Here is a 21,498-nt window from a genome sequence, read left to right as displayed (position 1 = left end):
ATAGTTTAGTCATTTATAGGGGGAACTATGTCTTTCAACCGAACCGAGCTGACCGACGCCGAGAACCACGGCGCATCGGGCGTTAACCGCCGCGCCTTCTTCGGCCTGGCGCTCGCCTCCTCGGCAGCTCTCGCCCTCGCAGCATGCAGCAGCGAGACCACCACGACCACCACTTCCGGCGGTTCCACCTCGGGCGGCTCCGGTAATGGCGGCACCCGAACCATCAAGGATATTGACGAAGAGAACGTAGAAGTTCCCGTCAACCCGCAGAAGGTCATCGTCCTCTCCGAACCCACCCTCGACGGCCTGCTCGCCCTCGGCGTGACCCCCGTCGGTTCCGTCTCCGGCCGCGGCCAGTCCGGCGTGCCCAACTACCTCGCCGACCGCGCCAAGGGCGTGCAGATCATCGGCACCGTCGCGCAGGTCAACTACGAGCAGATCGGCAACCTCGAGCCCGACCTGATCCTGGTCGACTCCACCGGCGTGGACAAGCGCTCCGACGCCTACGAAACCCTCAAGAAGATCGCCCCCGTCGTCTACTGCGGCTACGCGGGCGGCGACTGGCGCATCAACTTCCGCAACGTCGCTAACGCCATGAACATGGTTGACAAGGGCGAAGAGGTCATCAAGGCATACGAGTCAAGCGCCGCAACCCTGAAGGAACAGTTGGCCCCCAAGTACGGCGACAAGACCTTCTCCATCGTGCGCTGGGCAGGTAACGGCCCCGCCCTGATTCTCAAGGAGCTGCCCGCCGGTCAGGTGCTCACCGACCTGGGCCTCAAGCGCCCCGAGGCGCAGGACCGCAACGGTCAGGGCCACTCCGAGCCTGTCTCTCTGGAGAACCTGGCAACCATCGACGCGGACTACATGTTCCTCGGCACCCTCGGCGGTGCAAGCCAGCAGAACCCGAACGCGCAGGGTACCGCGGGCCTGCAGGGCGCCGAAGAGGCACTGAAGAAGGCGAAGGAAACCTCCGGCTTCACCAACCTGAAGGCAGTCAAGGACGACCACGTCATCCTGGTTGAAGGCTCCAAGTGGACCTCCACCGGCGGCCCGCTGCTGCTCAACGGCATCATCGAAGACGTCAAGAAGGCGCTTCCGCTCTAAACGCCCCGCGTGAAGTAATCACCCACCGAGGCTTCCTGAACCCCTGCCCGCCGCGACCTAAACTCGCGGCGGGCAGGGGATGCACGACCCACCACACCATCCTCAAGGACCACAATGACCGAAACCCGACCCGCACGCACCGCAGCCCGCTACGGTGCCGTCGTGGCGCTCGCCGGCGCGCTCATCACCCCCGGAGCGGCACTGACCGGCACCACCATCGCATTCGCGGACACCCCCGCCGCTACCCAGCAGGACGCTAAGGCTGCCGTGACCATCTCCACCGAGAAGTGGCGCGAGGGCAAGCTCGTGCTACGTGGAACCGGCTTCACCAGCACCGCATCCGGCCGCGGCGCAGTGTTCGCTGTGAAGTTCCTCGACGCCGTGCCGGATGAGGCTCACCAGGCGATTAACCCGCTCACCAAGCAGGGCGGCAACTCGCCTGCGAACTTCATGGCAATCGCCAAGGAGGACGGCACCTTTGAGGTTGAGGTTGCTCTGCCGACCCCTGAGAACACCGGTCTGACCGCTGAGCATCTCAAGAGCAAGGGCTGGACCGTGGAGGGTACCAGCCACCGTATTCAGGTGCTTTCCGGCTCCTTGGGCGGTACCGACGCTGACGGCAACACCTACGACCGTCGTGCATCTGTGTCGCAGAATATTACGCTGAGCGACCCGGCTCCGAGCCCGGCACCGACCGCTGAGCCCACTGCTGACCCCAGCGCCACCGCTGAGCCTTCTGCAACTGCCGAGCCCAGCGCAAGTGCAGACCCCTCTGCTACTGCTGACCCCAGCGCAACTGCAGAACCCACCCCCGCGCCTACCGCGGAGCCGACCCCCGAACCCAGCGCAGATTCGAAAACCTGCGCCCCCGCTGATGGCTCCTTCACCCCGCGCCTGACCATCGAGAACCCGAAGGCTGTTCAGGGCGGCAAGCTGCACCTGACCGGTGACGGCTGGTGCAACCCCGAAGACAAGAAGGCGTCCGTTATCGGTCTGAAGATTGACGACGGCAAGGTGTCCCGCAACGACGCCACCGCAGTCAACGACAACCGCACCATCTGGGCTATCGTCACCCCCGATGAGAACGGCCATATCGATGCCTGGATTGACCTGCCCACCCGCGACAACGCAGCCTTCAAGAATGACGAAGACGCCGCAAAGTACGCCTCCGGTGAGCACACCCTGCGCCTGCTGACCGGTAGCCTGCGCGACGGTGACCGCTCCGGAACCTACGGCGGCGCCAACAGCCAGGGCGGTATCAACACCACCTTCACCATTGGCGAGTACGCCCCCGGTGACGCGCCCGAGCCGATTAGCGCCTCCGAGCTGACCGACGGTAACGGCGTGCAGGTGAGTCGCGAGGGCTCCACCGTGACCGTGACCGTGCCGAATGCAGAGCCGGGCACCTGGGTGTACGCCGCGACCTACCTGGGCAACTCCCCGCAGACCCTGTACGGCTCCGGCTGGAAGCGCCTGGACGGTAACCGCAGCTTCAGCTACGAAACCAGCGTGAGCATGCCCGCTGCCACCTACCGCGTGGTCGTTCACAACGGCAACCAGGGCGCTGAAAATGCTGTGCTCGGTTTTGCCGACATGACCGTGGAGCGTGCCGTTACCCCTCGTCAGGAAGTTTCCCGCGATGAGCAGGACGCCAACGACCAGCTGGTCGAAGAGCTGAACGAGGACCCCGCAACCAGCACCTCTACCGCGCCGGTTCCCATGCGTAACGCGGGCGGCCGCATCAGCACCCGCGCCACCGACGTGGACGCATCCCTCGCCGCGCTCTCGCAGAGCACCGCTCCGGTCGTGAACCGTGTGCAGGCTAAGGCGAAGGTTCAGAGCGCGCAGAAGAACCTGGCATCCAACCTGCAGAAGACCGAGGCTAACGCAAAGAAGGCTGTGAAGGCTGCGGGCGTATCCGGTTCGAAGAACTCGCAGAACACGCAGGGCTCCCAGAACTCTGCCGCAGGCACCAAGGCTCAGGGCCCGGTCATTGAGGGTACTGAGCTGACCGGTCTGACCAAGTGGCTGGTCAACAACGCCAATAACCTGTTGCTCTCGGCGGCTGGCCTGGTGGTTTTGGCTGCGGCTCTGCTGTTGCGCACCTCCAAGAAGTAAGCTCTCTGACCACATATTCACATCGGCACCGGTCCACGCTCCACACTTTTGACCCTGCACCCTTGAACAGGGGCGTGGATCGGGTGCCTCCAACCACTCGGGTCACGACCCGCTGAACTGCACCTCCACGAACCCGGTAGCGTTCAGCTTCGACCCCGGTAATTTTGAAAGGACCACCATGCGTGCACCTTTTTCGGGAGCCCCGAAGGCATCCCTGACCTCTAAGGCGCTGACCGCCTGCGCTGCCGCAACCCTGGCGCTGGGCTTGGGTGTTGGCACCGCATCCGCTCTGCCTCCGGGCGGTGCAAAGGCATCGACCCCCGGCACCTCCTCGACCGTTTCCTCTTCTGTGAACGAGCACGGCGTGATTTCCTTTAGCGTGAGCGGCTTCCCCGCGAACACTGTGGTGTCCGTGAAGGTGGACGACGGTAACCTGTGCCCCTCCGATGCGGCTCAGGGCGCTTGCGTGGTGCACCAGCAGAAGACCGATGGTAACGGTAATGTCTCCGGTTCCTTCGTTCTGCCGGATGTTGGCGCTGGCACCCACACCCTGCGTTTCCTTGCAACTGGTGAGAAGCGTGACAAGGACGGCAAGTACCTGGGCACCGAGGCGTACAGCAACCGCAGCCCCGAGTTCACCGTGGTGGGTGAGGGCGGTTCGGATAATTCCTCCTCGAACTCTTCGGGCTCTTCCTCGAACCGCGGCTCTTCCAGCTCGAAGAGCAACGGTGGTTCCTCGAACGGCGGCTCGAACTCTAACAACTCAGACTCTGCAGACGAGGCTCAGGGCTCTAACGATTCCAACGAGTCCTCATCCAATGGTGGCTCGAACGGTTCCTCGAATGGTTCTGCAGGTGGCGCGGCTGACGCTGAGACCGTGTACACCGACGCTGACGGCAACACCATCACCAAGGAAGAGTACGACCGCCTGAATGCGGAGGCTGACTCCTCCGGCACTACCTCTGGTTCTTCTAAAGCTTCCGCTGCACCTTCGGCTTCTGCTGCTGCGGGCGAGAAGAAGGCGACCGCTTCGGCGAGCGCGTCCTCTTCGGCAGTTGCGCGCGGTACTGCGTCGAACCCGAGCGCTTCGGCTTCGAACTCCGCTAACACCGCATCCACCGTTCAGACCGTGACCTACGGTGCTGCGTTCCCGTGGATTGGTGTGGTGGTTCTGGGCGTAAGCATTGTGGGTGCCGCTGCGCTGCTGCTGGCCCGTAAGCGCTAAGACTTAACGTCGGATGTGGGTGGGGGAGTGCCCCGCCCGCTCCGGCGTTTCTCTCGTTATCTATCGGTGTGCCGGGTGCCCCTCTGGTGGGGTGCCGGGTGCGCCTCCCCGTTTTCTTGTATCGAGCATAAGGAGCATAGTGGCCCGCACGAGCTCATTGTCCCGAGGTGTTCAGCAGGAGAGTACGTCCCGTCAGGGCTCTGTGATTCAGGGGCAGAAGCTGGGTAAGCGCCTGGCTTTTCTGTTCTTGTTTGCGGTGCTTTTGGTGGGTGCTGTGGCTGCTTCTTTGCTGTTCGGGTCGAATAACCTTCCGCCGGATCAGGTTCTGGCTGTTTTCAATGGCACTGCTTCTGAGCAGGCGCAGACGATTGTGATGGAGCAGCGTATTCCGCGTACCCTGGTGGGTCTTGCTGCGGGTGCGGCGTTGGCTATTGCCGGTTCTCTGATGCAGTCGTTGACTCGTAACCCGTTGGCCGAGCCCGGCCTGATGGGTGTGAACGCCGGTGCTGCGGTGGCTGTGATTGGCTCCGTGGTGGTTTTTGGCGTGATGGGTATTTGGCAGTACATGGTTGCTGCGACGATTGGTGGCGCGTTGGCTGCGGTGCTGGTGTACACGCTGGGTCGTGGCCGTGATGGCTCGATTGTGAAGCTCGCTTTGGCGGGTGTGGCGATTTCTGCGGCGCTGTCGGCGATTGCGCAGGGCCTGATTTTGGCTGATCAGGATGCGTATAACGAGTTCCGTGTGTGGGTTGCCGGTTCGCTGGAGGGCCGCGGTATGGATATCGCGTCGACGGTGGGTCCGGTGATTGTGCTGGGTATGCTGGTGGCGTTCTTTGTGGCTCCTGCGATTAATGCTTTGAGTATGGGCGAGGAGGCGGCGACCAGCCTTGGCGTGAGTGTGCGTACGACCCAGAATCTGACGTTGCTGGCGGTGACGGTGCTTGCCGGTGCGGCGACTGCTGCGGTGGGTCCGATTGGTTTTGTGGGTTTGGCGGTGCCGTTTGTGGTGCGTGCCCTACTCGGTAATGATGTGCGCTGGGTGAATTATGGTTCGGCGCTGTTGGGTCCGGTGTGGCTGCTGTGTGCTGACGTGTTGGCGCGTGTGCTGGTGGCTCCGCAGGAGACTCAGGTGGGTATTGTGGCGACTCTTGCCGGTGCCCCGGTGTTCTTGTTCTTGATGACTCGTCGTAAGGTGGAGGCTCTCTGATGTCGAATTCTTCCGCTGTTTCGACGGCGACTGCCACCAGCTCCGCTAATCGTTCTGCGCGTCGTAGCGGCCGCGATTTGGGCGGCCGCCCGGTGTTGACTGTGCGCGGTCCGCTGAGTGCTCAGGTGCCGTGGCGTGTGCTGATTTTGAATGTGGCGTTGGTGGTGCTGATTGCGGCGCTGGCGTTTTGGGGCATGTTGCAGGGTGATTATAAGCTCGCCCCGGAGAAGGTCATTCCGGCGTTGATGGGTGAGGGTAAGCAGATTGCTGTGACTTTCGCTCAGCAGCGTGCGGCGCGTATTGTGGCGGCGCTTCTGGTGGGTGCGGCGCTTGGTCTGTCGGGTGCGATTTTCCAGGTGATTTCGGGTAATGCCCTGGGTTCGCCGGATATTATCGGCTTCACGAATGGTGCTGCGACCGGTGCGCTGTTGCAGATTATTGTCTTCAATTCTGGTCCCGTTGAGGTTGCTCTGGGCGCTGTGGTTGGTGGCTTGGCGACTTCGGTGCTGGTGTGGTTGTTGACGCGCCGTACGGGTCTGCATGGCTTCCGTCTGGTGCTGGTCGGTATTGGTGTGGGTTCGACCCTGGCGGCGTTCAATGCGCTGCTGGTGGTGCGTGCTTCGCTGACTCAGGCGCAGACTGCGGCGTCCTGGCTTGCCGGTTCGCTCAATGACATCACGTGGGAGCGCACCTACGCGCTGCTGGGTCTGCTGTTCGTGGTAACTCCGCTGCTGCTGATGCTGGTCCGCCCGCTGGGCGCGATTCGTTTTGGTGATCAGGTGGCATCCGGTTTGGGTGTGAGCGTGAACGCGTACCGTGTGGCGGCACTGTTTATTGGTGTGCTTCTGGTGTCGCTGGCGACCGCGACGACCGGCCCGATTGCCTTCGTCGCCCTGGCGGCACCGCACATCGCGAAGACCCTGTCTCGTAGCGGCGGGGTGGGCTTCACCTCCGCGGCACTTATGGGCGCGCTCATGGTGCTCGGCTCCGACCTAATCGGCCGATTCGCCGTTCCCGGACGCATCATTCAGGTGGGTGTGGTGACCGGCGCGATTGGCGGCCTGTACCTGATTTACCTGATTTACCTCGAAAGGAAGAAGGGCTAGTGAACACTAGTGTGACGACCCGCCTTGAAGGCGAGAACATGGTGGTTGCCTACGGTGAGCATACGGTGCTCAACGGGGTAGATTTTCAGGTGCCGGAGGGGGAGCTGACCGTTATCCTGGGCCCGAATGCCTGCGGTAAGTCGACCACCCTGAAGGCTCTTGCCCGCGTGAACCCGCTCAAGGAAGGCGAGGTGCGCCTGGACGGCACCCCGCTGCCGCAGATGAAGTCTCGCGCTATCGCAAAGATTCTGGCGATGCTGCCGCAGACCCCGGAGGCGCCTAGTGGCGTGACCGTGGCGGATGTGGTGGCGCGCGGCCGCTACCCGCACCAGTCGCTGCTGCGTTCCTGGTCTGATGAGGACGAGCGCGCCTGTGTGGAGGCGATGCAGGCGGCGAACGTACTGGAGCTTGCGGAACGCCCCATTGAGGCGCTCTCGGGCGGTCAGCGTCAGCGTGTGTGGATTGCCATGACCCTGGCGCAGCAGACCCCGCTGATTCTGCTGGATGAGCCGACCACCTACCTGGACATCACGCACCAGATTGAGGTGCTGAACCTGACGAAGAAATTGCACTCCGAAGGTCGAACGGTAGCCGTGGTGTTGCATGACCTGAACCTTGCTTTCAGGTATGCTACTCATGTTGTGTTAATGAAGCAGGGTCGGATTATCGCTCAGGGCGATCCGCGTGCGATAATTACACCGGAACTTATCCAGGAAGTTTTTGACCTGCAATCGGTCATTATTCCTGATCCATGCACTGGTACTCCTCTGGTGATTCCTAAGGAGAACCAAACAATTCATATTGCCGCTGACGCTATTTCGGCGGCCCGCGAAAGCAAATAAGTTTTCGCCCCTAAGCCGCGTGGGAGTTTGCGCCACCTGTCTCAGTACGGGTGGAAAAGCTCGGCATTGCGCCAAGCAGCGAACGTTAGGATCTGAGGGACCCAGGATCCCCTGCGCGTAGGGCGCCTACCCGGTGCTCGCCCGTCTTTGACGCATGAACGGAAACGAGCACTGGGTAGGTTCCATTTTGGGAACCCGCAGATGAGGCACCGAGACTGCCGCATGAGACCTTGAGAGTTGCGACTTGAGAGGTTTGATGTACGGTCTCGGTGCCTCATCTCATTTAACCGCCCGGTTTGTGTCGCCTATTCGTGCAGCCTATTCTTGGCGCCCCAAATTTCGACCCCATTTTTTTGGGGGGGGGAGGCGAGAAAAATGCCCGCGCTCGCTGTCATCTTGTCATGTTTTGGTTCTTTCGCTTTTTCCTTTGGCTAGAATTTGGGTAAGGGATACCATAGAGTGAGGTAGTAGAGGCTAACTAACGATAATGCGCCTCCTCACCGATTCTCACCGATTGAGTGTTTCCACAGACCAAGGAGGAACCGTTGGGCAAGCACGAACCCACCGCGACCGTTCCCGCACAGGCTACTTCTGTGCAGACTGCTTCTGCCCAGGCTACTTCTGCGCAGCCGCGTACCGTTGCGCTGGCTGTGCGCCCGACCCCTCCTAAGACCCCGCGCCCTGTACCGGCACCGCGCGTGGACAGCCCCCTCATTAGCGCCCTCATTGCTGAGGCGGTCAGCCCCGAAGAGCTGAACGCCCGCATCCTTGAGGTAGTCTCCGAAGGTACCCCCATTATTGAGCCGGTGCACCTCGAAGACGGCAGCATCAGCGAGAACGAGCGCATCGTCACGTTTCTGTACCACAATGAGCAGGCAGAGCAGGTGCTCATGTTCATCAACCGCCTGACCGATGAGAAGAACCTCGACCGTTCCCTCATGACCCGCATTGAAGGTACCGGCTGGTGGCAGCTGAGCATGCAGATGGAAACCACCTGGCGCGCCTCCTACAACTTCTTGCCGGCGCTGCCCGGCGAGCGCCCCGCCTGGCTGGGTGACGACGACCAGGTGCGCCTGCGTGCTGCCCTGGACTCCGGCGAGGGTGACCCGCTGAACCCCGAGACCGTATGCAACCGTATTGGCCGTTGCATGGGCGTGGTGCAGCTTGAACACGCCCCGGTGCAGGAGTTCATCCTGACTCAGGAAGAGATTGACGCGTTGCCCGCCCCCGAGTGGATGCAGACCTCTGACGGCCACCAGTACGTGCTCGGCCGCGTGGGTGACCCCGCCCCGGACGCGCCGCTGTTCATCCAGTTCGACGGTGAGATGTGGTTCAGCCAGGGCATGGAGCAGACCCTCAACCGCGCCCACGAGGCGGGCCGTATTCCGGCGATGCACGTGTTCTTCCTGCACTCCGGCGGCCGTGAAAACCGTTGGAAGGAACTGAACGGCGACAACCCGATTGCCGACTACCTGGTGAAGATTGCGTTCCCGCACCTGGAGGCGGTGCACGGCATTAAGACCGACCCGCAGAACATTGTGATTAACGGCCAGTCGCTGGGTGGCCTGTCCTCCCTGCTGGCGGTGCTGAGCCGTCCGGAGGCGTTTGGCGGCGCGATTGCGCAGTCTTCGTCGCTGTGGCAGCCGCAGGTCATGGACCGCTTGGACGAGCTGGAGGCGGCGGGCGAGATTGACCGTCTGCGCCACCTGCAGCTTGAGATTGAGGTGGGGGAGCAGGAGTGGATTCTGGTGCCGCCTCACCGCGAGTTGAAGGCGCGCCTGGAGAAGCTGGGCCTGGAGAACGCACGCTGCACGACCTTCAACGGTGGACACGATTATGCGTGCTGGCGCGGCGCGATTGTGCCGGCACTGGAGCGCATGATTGCTTCTTGCCGTCAGGAGACTGACGCTGAGCGGGGCTCCGCGGAGGATCAGCGAGATGCCGCCTAAGCTTCTACGGGGTGGGTCCCCCGCTGGAGCCGCCCCGCATGGTGGGCGTGCGGGGTTCCCGTTAGGGTAAACACCGCCTCGCCCGTATCCTAGAGAAGTACAGCCTAAGAGATGTGCAGCACTACCGAGCCGCGAGGGGTACCGAAGGGTACCCGGCGTAGGTTGCGCGCCCGCCCTCATTGACGAGATGGCATCACGCTGCGAACACAACGTGAGCGCTATAGAAATCGCAAACGACACAGAAATCGAGAGAAGATGACCGTAGAACGTAGCCCCCTGGCCCCCACGCCGCTCATCCCCGAGTCTTTTGCCGCGAAGTACCGCGAAGCCGGCTACTGGATTGACCAGACCATCCCCGAGTTCCTGCTGGACGCCTGCCGCGCGAAGCCGCACTTCCCGGCGCTGGTGGCGCTTTCGCACGCGCAGCTCGATGAGGACGGCAAGCCCCAGCAGATTCGCCTCTCCTACGGTGAGCTGGAGGCGGCAGGCCGTGCCGCTGCGGCGCGCCTCGTGAAGGCTGGCGTGCAGCCGGGCGACCGCGTGCTGTTGCAGTTGGGCAACACCGCCGAGTACCTGGTGTACCTGCTGGGTATTTTCTGGGCGGCGGCGCTGCCGGTGTTCTGCCTGCCCCAGCACCGCACCACCGAGCTTGTGCACTTTGCGACCCGCACCGACGCGGCGGCGCACGTGTTCTCTTCGCTGACCCCCGGCGCGGATTTCACCGCCCTGCACGAGGACGTTGCCGCCGAGCTGCGCAAGAACTCCCTGGAGCCGCCGGTTGCTATTGACGTTGCGGAGCCGCTGACCCCGCTGACCGAGGAGGAGCTCGCTGAAGAGTTCGTGCCCGGCGTCATCCAGAACACCGAGAAGACCCGCGCGAGCGAGCAGGTGGCGTTCTTGCAGCTCTCCGGCGGTACCACCGGCATTTCGAAGCTGATTCCTCGCACCCACGCCGCCTACCTGTACTCGGTGCGCGGCTCGGTCGACATCTGCAAGCTGAACAACAACACGACCATGCTCGTGGTGCTGCCCGCCGCGCACAACTTCACGATGAGCTCGCCCGGTATTCTGGGCGTCATGTGCGCCTCCGGCAAGCTGGTGTTTGCGGCGGATCCGTCCCCGCAGACCGCGTTCCACCTCATTGAGATGGAGGGTGTGACCACCTCCGCGCTGGTGCCGCCGCTGGCTCAGGCGTGGGTTGCCTCCGCAGAGAAGCGCGGCGTGTCCCTGCCCTCTCTGCAGACCCTGCAGGTGGGCGGCTCGAAGCTGGCTCCGGCGGTTGCCGGCAAGATTGAATCGGTGCTCGGTTGCACCGTTCAGCAGGTGTTCGGCATGGCTGAGGGCCTGGTGAACTACACCCGCTCGACCGACCCGATTGAGCTGCGCCTGCGGACCCAGGGCTACCCGATTAGCCCCGACGACGAAATCCTGATTGTTGATGATCAGGACCAGCCGGTCAAGCGCGGCGAGAGCGGCCACCTGCTCACCCGCGGCCCGTACACGATTCGCGGCTACTACCTGGAGGAGAACGCGAACCGCTACGGCTTCACCGAGGACGGCTTCTACCGCACCGGCGATATTGTGCGTCTGGTTGCCGGTAAGTACCTTGAGGTGACCGGCCGCGCGAAGGACCAGATTAACCGCAACGGCGAGAAGATTGCCGTGGACGAAATCGAAGAGCTGGCGCTGACCCACCCCGACGTTTTTGACGCCGTGGTCCTGGGCATCCCGGATGAGACCGTGGGCGAGCGCGCGGGCCTGGTCATCGTGCCGCAGGAGGGCGCCGACCTGGGCGAGAACCCTCGCCGCACGATGCACGAGTTCTTCACCTCGAAGAAGCTCGCCGACTTCAAGATCCCCGAGCGCGTGCAGGTTCTGCAGGAGTTGCCCACCACGAACGTGGGTAAGATTTCCCGCCGCGAACTGCGCGCCAAGCTTGCCGAAATTTTCGGCTAAACCCTACGCCCCCTACCCCTATTGAGGAGAAAAATGTCCGCACTTGAGACCCTGCGCCCCATCATGGAGAAGTACATCGTCGAGCCCGACTCCCTGCAGGCCGCTTTTGACGAGCCGACCACCGACCTGTTCTCCCTGGGTCTGGACTCGATGGGCTGCTTCGCCCTGCTCGACGACCTTGCCGCTGAGGGCGCCGTGATTGAGTTTACCGAGCTGGTGGAGAACCCGACTGTGGAGTTCATCGCCTCCCGCCTGGGCTAAATACGTGTAGCGCCCCGGAGGCTCGTCACGCCGGTAGGCACTGTAGGGTGCCGCCGGTTCTGCGAGTGTCCGGGGCGTTGAGCATGTACTCCGCCGTGATTGGCATTGCTATCTGGTTCGGCGCTGCTGCCGGATTTAGCGCTTTTGCAGGCGCAACCTCGCGCAAAACTGTATGGACTTGCGCAAACCCACACATTCAACGTTGAGACCCCCTCAGAGAGGCCACCATGGGCGTAGCTGATACTATCGCACCCGCTAGCTCCGAGACTGCTTCCGATACTCGCACCGCCGCGACTCACCCCGCACCGCACAGCGCTGACAGCCCCTGGCTGCCGCTGACCACCAACGCGCGAGGTATCTATTTTGCCGCGGCGATTGACCCGTCGAACCCCTGCTACAACACTGCGGAGGTTCTGCAGTATCCCGCGGACACCGACCTCACCCTGCTGCGTGAGGCTTTTGAACAGCTCTACCGTGAGAACGAGGGCTTCCGCGTGCGCACCCGCATTGCCGATGGCGCCGCCTCCCAGCAGATTCTGCCGCTTGAAGCATTCCTGGAGGGTATTGACCTGCTCGTGGACGGGGGTGAACTGGAAGAGGGCGAGCTGAACGGCTCCACTGAGGCGGAGGAGAACGCCTCTGACCTGCCTGACTCTGATTTGCCCGCGCCGGTGCGCGCCTGGGTGCAGCGCCTGCTCGCTCAGCCCCTCGCCACCGATGAGGGCGTGACCGTGCGCAGCGCCGCGGTGCGCTACGGCGGGTTCCTCTGGGTCTACCACTCCTTCTCCCACGTGGTTGCCGACGGGTTCGCCGCGTTCAACGGCCTCTCCCGCGTCGCCGCTATTTACCGCGCCCTGTCCGCCGGTCAGCCGGTTCCGGCAACCCGCCGCATGAGCCTGCAGCAGTTGCTCGATGCTGACGAAGCCGCCTCCGCCGCCCGTGACGAAGACCTCGCATTCTGGGAGGCGAGCGGCGCCCTGGAACAGGAAGACACCTCCCTGGCGGGTCGTACCGCCTCCCCGTCGGCGCAGTCTGTGCGCCTGGCGTTCAGCATTGATGTGCCCACCCAGCAGGCTCTGCTGGATGCGGCAAAGCAGAACGCCGTCTCCTGGCCCGTGCTGGCGACCGCCGCCGTCGGCTCGTACCTGGCGCGTGTGGGCGGCTACCCGCAGGCTTCATTCGGCGTGCCGCAGATGAACCGCATGTTCGCCCGCACCTTGCCGGAGGCGACCCGCGCCCTGGGTGCGGCGAGCGCGCAGACCGGCTGTACCGCGGTGAACGTTCTGCCGGTGCAGGTTGCGGCGACCGGCCCCATCGCGGAGTCCCTGCACTCGGTGAAGGAGCAGTACGCCCGTAACGCCGAGCATCCGCTGGCTCGTCAGGAAGACCTCGAACGTACCGCGCGTAACGCCCAGTCAAGGCTGTTTGGTGCGCAGATTAACGTGGTGCCCTTTGACGCGGTGCTGCCGCTGGCGGCTCCCTCCAAGGGCGGGTCCGGAGCCCCGGTACCGACCGCGCGCATTCACAATATCTCTGCCGGTCCCGTTGCTGACGCGACCTTCACCCTGCGCGGCATGCCCGGCCGCGGCAACAGCATCTCCTGCGAGATTGACATGAACCCGGCGCTCTACACCGCTGAGGAGCTGGAACGTCACGCCGCCCGCCTGAGCGAGTGGCTGCCCGTCTACGCGGCGGAGGCGCAGCGCGAGGGCGCCTCCCTGAACAACCTCGGCTTGGCGACCGAGGCGGAGCTTGCGACCCTGCGCGAGCTGACCGCCCCGGCGCTTACCGAGCACCCGATGGAGTACAAGACCCTGCTGGGTCGCTTCCGTGACGCGGTGGCGGCGCATCCGCAGGCGCTCGCCGTGCTGGATTCTGCCCCCGCACCCGGTGAGGTACTCACCCCCGAGTCGGAGCGCGCCTACGCTTTTGACCGCGCCCTCACCTACGCCGAACTGGACGAGCGAGCTCGAGCCCTTGCCGCGCAGCTGCTGGACTGGGGCGTTCGCCCTTCCGACGCGGTGGGTCTGCGTGTGCACCGCGGCGTGGAGCAGTACGTGGCGCTGTACGCCCTGCTGTACGCTGGCGCCACCTACGTTCCGGTGCTTCCTGATCTGCCCGCCGAGCGTGTGGGCGTGATGATGGAGGACGCCGAGTGCTCCCTGCTACTGCACGGCCCCGGTCTGCAGCCGCTGAGCGCGCAGGAGCTGAACCCGCAGGAGCCTGCGCGTCACGCAAACCTGCCCCAGCACACCCTACCGCAGCTGAGCATCGAGGAACCTGTACAGGCACCCGCCGCTGAGGAGCTTCCGGGCGTCAAAACCGGCCTGGACGAGGACGCTTACGTGCTCTTCACCTCCGGCTCAACGGGCAGGCCTAAGGGCGTTGCCATCAGCCACCGCGCGATTGATAACCGCCTGCGCTGGCAGCAGCACCAGATTCCGGTGGAGGAGGGCGACCGCGTTCTGCACAAGACCCCCATCTCCTTTGACGTGCATGTGTGGGAGCTGTACTGGCCTCTCGCCGAGGGCGCCGCCGTGGTCATTGCCGCCCCGGAGGGTCACCGCGACCCCGCCTACCTGGCGCGCGTGATTGCCGAGCAGTCTGTCACGGCGGTGCACTTTGTGCCGACCATGCTGTCGGCGCTGACCTCTTCGCCGGCGGCGCGCCGCATCCTGGCTGATGCTGGCTTCGGTCAGGACCGAGAGCAGCCCCTGCGCTACGTGGTCTGCTCGGGTGAGGCGCTGCAGAAGGACCAGGTGCAGGCTGCGGGCGAGGTCCTGGGCGTGTACCCGCTGAACCTGTACGGCCCGACCGAGGCGGCGGTGGACGTGACCTTCTGGGAGACCTCCACCGACCCGCAGCGCGAGAGCGTGCCCATTGGCGAGCCGGTCTGGAACACCGGCACCCTGATTCTTGACCCGACCGGCCACCCCGTGCCGGTAGGTGTGACGGGTGAGTTGCACCTGTCGGGTGTGCAGCTGGCGCGCGGCTACAAGAACAACCCGCAGGCGACCGCGGCGGCTTTCGTGGAGCAGGCTCCTGACGGTGCGCTCGCGCTGCTGAACGGTGAGAGTCAGCGCCTGTATCGTACGGGCGATTTGGCGTGCTGGGAGATTCTTCCCGATGGCCGCGCCGTCATTGGCTACCGTGGCCGCACGGATTATCAGATTAAGGTGCGCGGTCAGCGCCTGGAGCTGGGCGATATTGAGATGGCTCTTGCCGCGGTTGAGGGCGTGAGCGCTTCGGTGGCTCTGCTGTACCGCGGCCTGCGTGAGCCCGCCCTGGCGGCGGTGCTGGAGGTGGGCGATGTGCCCGCCGAGCGTGCCGAGCAGCTGGTGGAGGCGGCGCGCGAGCATTGCGCGCAGGTTCTGCCGGACTACATGGTTCCGACTCTGTGGCACACCCTGCCGGCTCTGCCGGTGAGCCCCTCCGGTAAGGCGGATCGTAAGCTGTTGGCGACCCTCGACCTGACCCCGCAGACCTCTGACGCTGAGGGCCCGCACGGTCTGCTGGAACAGCAGCTGTGCTCGATTATTGCGGGCGTGCTGGGGCGTGAGCGTTTCGGCGTGGACGAGGATTTCTTCGCTTCGGGCGGTCATTCGCTGGCGGCTCTTGAGGTGATTGCCGCGGTTGAGGAGCAGCTGGGTCTGAGCGTGAGCATCGGCGCGCTGTTTGCGCATCCGACCGTGCAGGCTTTGGCGGCGTCTATTGCGGGCGAGCGTGGCGAGGGTGCGGAGTTCGCGCCGGTTCTGCCGCTGCGTGAACATCCTGCCGCGCACGACGCTACCGATGCCCCCGCGCCGCTGTTTATCCTGCCGCCTGCGGGTGGTTTGGGCTGGTGCTATGGGGGGTACCTTTCGCATCTTCCGGCTCAGCAGGGTGTGTATGCTTTGCAGGCTGAGGCGTTCTCTGACCCGCAGGCTGGGTTCGCGTCGAGCCTGCAGGAGCTGGCTGAAGGCTACCTGAAGCTGATTGAGAAGACTCTGGCGGAGCGTTCGTTGCCGCGTCGTTTTGCCCTGATGGGCTGGTCTGTGGGCGGTACCGCCGCGGTGCAGGTGGCGGCTTTGGCGCAGGCTGCGGGTGCGCAGGTTGAGCGTGTGGTTCTGTTGGATGCGTATCCTTCGGAGCAGTGGCAGGGCGTGCCTGCGCCGGATGAGCAGGAGAGCTTCCGCGCGCTGCTGCGTATGGGCGGCCTGCCGGAGCCTGCCGCTGATGAGCAGCTTGATTTGCCGGGTACGTTGGAGCGTCTGCAGAGGGCAGGTTCGGCGATGGGTTACCTGCCGGAGGAGAAGTTGGGCGTGTGCCTGGGTAGTATGCGTGCTTCGGCGGCACTCATGCGTGGTGCTGAGCAGGCGTTCTTTGATGGTGATGTGTTGCTGGTGGGTGTGCCGCACGAGGATCAGCCGTACCTGGATGCGGCGGGTTGGGCGGCGCATGCGTCGTCGTTCCGTTCGGTGCTGTTGGAGGGTACGCACCCTGATCTGGTGAACCCGGCGCGTCTGGCGGAGGTGACCGGCCACTTCGCCAGCTAGCCTCACCGGCGCCCCAATAACTGAAGTAGTCCGGAGGTAATAGTCGTTACCTCCGGGCTACATCGGTTAAAACATGCGGTTGAGTTAAAACACGAATGCCCCCGATTGATGAATCATCAACCGGGGGCATCGTTTAGCTTTTACCGCAGAACCGGGGTTCTACCGCTAAATGCTTAGTGCTGCTCCAGCTCGGAGTTAGCGTTCACGTTCAGCAGGTCGTACTTAGCGAATGCCTTCGCGGGAACGTCTGCTGCAACCTCGCCGCGCTTTGCCAGCATCTGCAGGGTGCGGACAACAACCGACTCTGCATCGATGTGGAAGAAGCGACGTGCACCCGGGCGGGTGTCTGCGAAGCCGAAGCCGTCAGCACCCAGGGTTGCGAAGTCGTTCGGAACGAACTGGCGGATCTGGTCGGGAACATCCGAAGTGAAGTCGGTGGTCGCGACAATCGGGCCAGCAGCGCCAGCCAGCTTCTGGGTCACGTAAGGAACGCGAGCGGGCTGGTTCGGGTTCAGCAGAGCCTCTTCCTCAGCGGCAAGGCCGTCGCGGCGCAGCTCGGTCCACGAGGTGACGGACCAGACGTCTGCGGAGACGCCCCAGTCCTCAGCCAGCAGCTGCTGAGCCTTCTCAGCCCACGGAACAGCAACGCCGGATGCCAGCAGCTGTGCCTTGGGGCCGGAGGTCAGCGGGGACTCGCTGATCTTGTGGATACCCTTGATGATGCCCTCAACGTCAACGTTTGCCGGCTCAGCAGGCTGGTGAATCGGCTCGTTGTACACGGTCAGGTAGTACATGACGTTGTGGTCTTCGTCCTTGGTGCCGTACATCTGCTCGATACCGCGCTCCACGATGTGAGCAATCTCGTAGCCGTATGCCGGGTCGTAGATCTTGAACGCCGGGTTGGTGGACGCCAGGATCGGGGAGTGACCGTCAGCGTGCTGCAGACCCTCACCGGACAGGGTGGTACGGCCTGCGGTTGCACCGATGACGAAGCCGCGGCACAGCTGGTCGGCAGCAGCCCAGAAGGAGTCGCCGGTGCGCTGGAAGCCGAACATCGAGTAGAAGATGTAAATCGGAATCATCGGCTCGCCGTGGGTGTCGTAGGACGAACCCAGAGCGATGAATGCAGCGGTTGCGCCTGCCTCGTTAATACCCACGTGAACAATCTGGCCCTCGGGGGACTCGGTGTAGGTGAGCATGAGCTGGTGGTCAACGGGCACGTAGTTCTGGCCGTTGGGGTTGTACAGCTTAGCCGAGGGGAAGAAGGAGTCCATACCGAAGGTACGTGCCTCATCGGGGGTGATGGGAGCGATACGGTGACCGAAGCCCTTCACACGCATGAGGTCCTTCATCAGGCGGACGAACGCCATGGTGGTAGCAGCGGTCTGCTTGCCGGAGCCCTTCTTGGTCTGTGCGTAGACCTTGGACTCGGGCAGGATAATCTCAGGCTGGGTGTTTGCACGGCCGGGGATGTAACCGCCGAGTTCCTTACGGCGTGCCTGCATGTACTGCAGTGCCGGGTGGTTTGCCTCGGGCAGGTAGTACGGCGGGTTGTACAGATCCTTCTCCAGCTCCTCGTCGGAGATGGGGATGTTCAGGTGGTCACGGAAGCCCTTCAGTGCTTCCATGGTGAACTTCTTGATCTGGTGGGTGGAGTTACGTGCCTCGAAGAACGGGCCGAGCTCCGCACCCTTAATGGACTGTGCCAGGATGACGGTGGGCTTGCCCTTGGTCTCCATAGCTTCCTTGTAGGCTGCGTAGAGCTTCTTGTCGTCGTGGCCACCCAGACGCAGGTTGAAGATCTGCTCGTCGGTCAGGTCTGCAACCAGTTCCTTGGTTTCGGGGTACTTGCCGAAGAAGTGCTCGCGGATGTAGCCACCGTCTTCACCGCGGAAGGTCTGGTAGTCACCGTCGAGGGTCTCGTTCATCAGCTGGATGAGCTTGCCGCTCTTGTCCTTCTTGAGCAGCTCGTCGTAGTCGGAGCCCCACAGGACCTTGATGACGTGCCAGCCTGCGCCGCGGAAGAATCCCTCGAGCTCCTGAACGATCTTGCCGTTACCGCGAACGGGGCCGTCCAGACGCTGCAGGTTGCAGTTGACGACGAAGGTCAGGTTGTCCAGGTGCTCGTTTGCAGCCAGCTGCAGTGCACCACGCGACTCGGGCTCGTCCATTTCGCCGTCGCCCAGGAATGCCCAGACGTGCTGCTCGGAGGTGTCCTTGATCTTGTGGTTGTGCAGGTACTTGTTGAAGGATGCCTGGTGGATAGCGTTCAGGGGGCCCAGACCCATGGAAACGGTCGGGAACTGCCAGAACTCGGGCATGCAACGGGGGTGCGGGTACGAAGGAATACCGTCTGCGCCCTTGGTCTTCTCCTGACGGAAGCCGTCCATCTGGTCTTCGCTCAGGACGCCCTCAACGAATGCGCGGGAGTAGACACCGGGGGAGGAGTGACCCTGGAAGAAGACCTGGTCACCGCCACCGGGGTGGTTACGGCCGCGGAAGAAGTGGTTCTGGCCCATTTCGTAGAGGTCAGCCACACCTGCGAAGGTGGAGATGTGACCGCCAACGCCGATGCCCTTCTTCTGGGCACGCTGAACCATAATTGCTGCGTTCCAACGAATCCATGCGCGGTACTGGCGCTCGAGTTCCTCATCACCGGGGTACTCGGGCTGCTGGTCGACGGGGATGGTGTTGATGTAGTCGGTCTTGACCAGAGTGGGGACCTTTACGCCCTTCTCGCCAGCCTCCTTGAGCAGTGCGCGAAGGATGTACTCTGCACGCTCGGTGCCGTGAGTCTTGATAAGGTCCTCGAGGGACTCAGCCCATTCCTGGGTCTCTTCTACGTCGATGTCCTTCAGGCCATCAAGAAGGGTGCTCAGGGAGTGCTCGTTCGGTACGTTAGCCAAACTAATCCAACCTCTCTTCTGTGCGGTTGTGAGATCGCCCGCCCCGCGATGTTGCGTTGTCGAACAATCTTTGTGTTTAAGCGCTATAGGTCTGTAAGACCCACATCGCTTCTTATCTCTACTATCTTAGACCTAAAGGCGCCTCTCTTGGTCTCAAATGAGGGTTTTTGTGATGTGGGTTTCGCATTGTGACTATCTGAGTGGAAAATATACGCATCAAAAGTACTAGTTAGGGTCTTTTTGTACCTAAATAGCGCGGAATGACGGGGTTGGCGGAATGGCGCGGAATGAAGGGGTATGACCTACCTAAAAGGTAATGGTCCAACATGACTTGTTGTGGCTTAGTGTGGGGTGCAGTGGGAAAGTGAAAAAAATATTGAGACATAGAACACGTGATGTGGATTTGCATGTCGTGCCAGAAGCCCGTATAGTTTTTTCTTGTGTTCGCCACTGGAACGAAAACGAAACAGTGAGAACTACGGGTCTTTAGCTCAGCTGGTAGAGCGCCACGTTTACACCGTGGATGTCATCGGTTCGATCCCGGTAGGACCCACCGATTACCCCGGTACCGCAAGGTGCCGGGGTTTTTGTTTACCAAGTTTTGTTTACCCGGTTTTTCTTTACCCATTACCCACCGCGAGGTGCCCGGCGGGAAGCTCACGAAGATAATCCAGCCGGAACTGTGATTCCTTCGGGCATAAAACTGCAGTCCACCTATATATAGCCTGCCCTAAGCGCGTATCCTTATATACATGACTGAAAACAAGAAGGCACAGATTGGTGTCACCGGCCTTGCTGTCATGGGCGCAAACCTCGCCCGCAACCTGGCACGTAACGGCTACACCGTGGCACTGCACAACCGTTCCGTAGAGAAGACCGACGCACTGCTGGCTGAGCACGGCGCAGACGGCGACTTCATCCGTACCGAGTCCCTGCAGGAACTCGTCGACTCCCTCGAGTCTCCCCGCCGCATCCTAATTATGGTCAAGGCGGGCGCACCCGTCGACGCAGTGATCGAGCAGCTCACCCCCATGCTCGATGAGGGCGACATCATCATCGACGGCGGTAACTCCCACTTCCCCGACACCATCCGTCGCGAGCACGCCCTGGCTGAAAAGGGCCTGCACTTCGTAGGCGTTGGCGTCTCCGGTGGCGAAGAGGGCGCTCTCTGGGGCCCCTCCATGATGCCCGGCGGCTCCGCAGAGTCCTACAAACACCTGGGCCCGCTGCTCGAAAAGATTGCAGCGAAGGCACCGCAGGACGGCGCACCCTGCTGCGCATGGATCTCCACCGACGGTGCGGGTCACTTCGTGAAGATGGTCCACAATGGCATCGAGTACGCCGACATGCAGGTGATTGGCGAAGCTTACGACATTCTGCGCTCCATCGCAGGCATTGAGCCGGCACAGCAGGCAGAAATCTTCAAGACCTGGAACGAAGGCGACCTGAGCTCCTACCTGATCGAAATCACCGCTGAGGTGCTCGCACAGGTAGACGCAAAGACCGGCAAGCCCCTGGTCGACGTTATCGTTGACGCAGCGGGCCAGAAGGGTACCGGCCTGTGGACCGCTAAGGCTGGCCTGGATCTCGGTTCCCCCGTCTCCGCTATCGCAGAGTCCGTGTTCGCACGCGCTCTCTCCTCCTCCGAGCGTGAGCAGCGCGAGCAGGCACAGCGCGAACTGCCCGCAGGCCTGATCGCAACCACCGGCATCGGTGCAGGCGACCCCGAGTTCGTTGAGGATGTGCGCCGCGCACTCTTCGCATCCAAGCTCGTTGCGTACGCACAGGGCATGGACCTGCTCACCCGCGCAGGCAAGGAATACGGTTGGGATCTGAAGCTGGACACCATCGCATCGCTGTGGCGTGCAGGCTGCATCATCCGCGCCGAGCTGCTGGGCGACATCATGGCCGCCTACGCAGACGAGGCTCCCGCGAACATGCTGCTGGCACCCGCCTTCAAGAACCTCATGGAGGAGCTCGTTCCCTCCTGGCGTCGCGTGGTGGCTAAGGCAACCGCACTGGGCATCCCCGTGCCGGTGTTCGCTTCCGCACTGTCCTACTACGACGGTCTGCGCCGCGACCGCCTGCCCGCATCCCTGATTCAGGGTCAGCGTGACTTCTTCGGTGCGCACACCTACGGTCGTATTGACGAAGAGGGCGCCTTCCACACCATGTGGAGCGGTGACCGCTCCGAGGTGAACGCAGCGGACATTCACGTTCACTAAGCTCCCGTAGCTGAATACGTAAAAGCCCGCCCCGGCTGGATGAGAATCCGGTCGGGGCGGG

At 62.8% G+C, this 21,498-nt stretch carries 12 protein-coding genes and 1 tRNA gene; 12 read left to right on the top strand and 1 reads right to left on the bottom strand.

The window, feature by feature from the left end; all coding sequences use genetic code 11:
- The first annotated feature begins 27 nt into the window (after positions 1–27).
- The 10 genes from RWL87_RS06650 (at position 28) to RWL87_RS06605 (ending at position 16,306) form a co-directional block, all read left to right on the top strand.
- Positions 28–1,107, top strand: a complete 1,080-nt coding sequence (locus RWL87_RS06650) for an iron-siderophore ABC transporter substrate-binding protein (RefSeq protein WP_313969327.1) — start codon at positions 28–30, stop codon at positions 1,105–1,107.
- Between the two features lie 114 nt (positions 1,108–1,221).
- Positions 1,222–3,225, top strand: a complete 2,004-nt coding sequence (locus RWL87_RS06645; RefSeq protein ID WP_313969326.1) for a peptidase — start codon at positions 1,222–1,224, stop codon at positions 3,223–3,225.
- Between the two features lie 178 nt (positions 3,226–3,403).
- The gene (locus tag RWL87_RS06640) at positions 3,404–4,450 is read left to right on the top strand and encodes a plasmid partitioning protein (RefSeq protein ID WP_313969325.1); all 1,047 of its coding nucleotides are present in this window, start codon (positions 3,404–3,406) and stop codon (positions 4,448–4,450) included.
- A 139-nt stretch (positions 4,451–4,589) separates the two neighbouring features.
- Positions 4,590–5,657, top strand: coding sequence for an iron ABC transporter permease (locus RWL87_RS06635; protein WP_303989148.1), 1,068 nt, complete (start codon positions 4,590–4,592; stop codon positions 5,655–5,657).
- Entirely contained in the window at positions 5,657–6,763 is a 1,107-nt protein-coding gene (locus tag RWL87_RS06630; RefSeq protein WP_313969324.1) for an iron chelate uptake ABC transporter family permease subunit, read from the top strand. The genes RWL87_RS06635 and RWL87_RS06630 overlap by 1 nt, the downstream gene beginning before the upstream one ends.
- Complete coding sequence (locus tag RWL87_RS06625) at positions 6,763–7,605, top strand: ABC transporter ATP-binding protein (protein WP_303944694.1); 843 nt, start codon at positions 6,763–6,765, stop codon at positions 7,603–7,605. Before RWL87_RS06630 ends, RWL87_RS06625 begins: the two co-directional genes overlap by 1 nt.
- A 545-nt stretch (positions 7,606–8,150) precedes the next feature.
- Complete coding sequence (locus RWL87_RS06620; RefSeq protein WP_313969323.1) at positions 8,151–9,554, top strand: enterochelin esterase domain-containing protein; 1,404 nt, start codon at positions 8,151–8,153, stop codon at positions 9,552–9,554.
- Positions 9,555–9,809: 255 nt separating this feature from the next.
- Positions 9,810–11,510, top strand: a complete 1,701-nt coding sequence (locus RWL87_RS06615; protein WP_313969322.1) for an AMP-binding protein — start codon at positions 9,810–9,812, stop codon at positions 11,508–11,510.
- Positions 11,511–11,543: 33 nt separating this feature from the next.
- Positions 11,544–11,771: a phosphopantetheine-binding protein gene (locus tag RWL87_RS06610; RefSeq protein ID WP_313969321.1), complete on the top strand. Its 228-nt coding sequence runs from the start codon at positions 11,544–11,546 to the stop codon at positions 11,769–11,771.
- 227 nt (positions 11,772–11,998) lie between these two features.
- Positions 11,999–16,306 (top strand): amino acid adenylation domain-containing protein, encoded by a 4,308-nt coding sequence (locus RWL87_RS06605; RefSeq protein ID WP_313969320.1) that lies wholly within the window; start codon positions 11,999–12,001, stop codon positions 16,304–16,306.
- A 173-nt stretch (positions 16,307–16,479) separates the two neighbouring features.
- Here the strand turns inward: RWL87_RS06605 and aceE are convergent, their stop codons facing one another.
- On the bottom strand, positions 16,480–19,212 hold the full coding sequence (aceE, locus tag RWL87_RS06600) for a pyruvate dehydrogenase (acetyl-transferring), homodimeric type (protein ID WP_313969319.1): 2,733 nt from the start codon (positions 19,210–19,212) through the stop codon (positions 16,480–16,482).
- Positions 19,213–19,692: 480 nt separating this feature from the next.
- Between aceE and RWL87_RS06595 the strand changes: the two genes are divergently transcribed.
- Both RWL87_RS06595 and gndA read left to right on the top strand, forming a co-directional pair.
- Positions 19,693–19,765, top strand: a tRNA-Val gene (locus tag RWL87_RS06595).
- Between the two features lie 199 nt (positions 19,766–19,964).
- A complete protein-coding gene (gndA, locus tag RWL87_RS06590) occupies positions 19,965–21,437 on the top strand; it encodes an NADP-dependent phosphogluconate dehydrogenase (RefSeq protein WP_070677220.1) in 1,473 nt (490 codons plus the stop codon).
- Positions 21,438–21,498 lie beyond the last annotated feature (61 nt).

Source organism: uncultured Rothia sp. (assembly GCF_963555405.1).
Taxonomy (GTDB): Bacteria; Actinomycetota; Actinomycetes; order Actinomycetales; family Micrococcaceae; genus Rothia.
This window is presented reverse-complemented; position numbering and strand designations above follow the sequence as displayed.

What these genes read in the sequence shown, in the direction of transcription:
- RWL87_RS06650 (WP_313969327.1), top strand. Translation starts at nt 28, where the DNA reads ATGTCTTTCAACCGAACCGAGCTGACCGACGCCGAGAACCACGGCGCA.
- RWL87_RS06645 (WP_313969326.1), top strand. Translation starts at nt 1,222, where the DNA reads ATGACCGAAACCCGACCCGCACGCACCGCAGCCCGCTACGGTGCCGTC.
- RWL87_RS06640 (WP_313969325.1), top strand. Translation starts at nt 3,404, where the DNA reads ATGCGTGCACCTTTTTCGGGAGCCCCGAAGGCATCCCTGACCTCTAAG.
- RWL87_RS06630 (WP_313969324.1), top strand. Translation starts at nt 5,657, where the DNA reads ATGTCGAATTCTTCCGCTGTTTCGACGGCGACTGCCACCAGCTCCGCT.
- RWL87_RS06615 (WP_313969322.1), top strand. Translation starts at nt 9,810, where the DNA reads ATGACCGTAGAACGTAGCCCCCTGGCCCCCACGCCGCTCATCCCCGAG.
- RWL87_RS06610 (WP_313969321.1), top strand. Translation starts at nt 11,544, where the DNA reads ATGTCCGCACTTGAGACCCTGCGCCCCATCATGGAGAAGTACATCGTC.
- RWL87_RS06605 (WP_313969320.1), top strand. Translation starts at nt 11,999, where the DNA reads ATGGGCGTAGCTGATACTATCGCACCCGCTAGCTCCGAGACTGCTTCC.
- gndA (WP_070677220.1), top strand. Translation starts at nt 19,965, where the DNA reads ATGACTGAAAACAAGAAGGCACAGATTGGTGTCACCGGCCTTGCTGTC.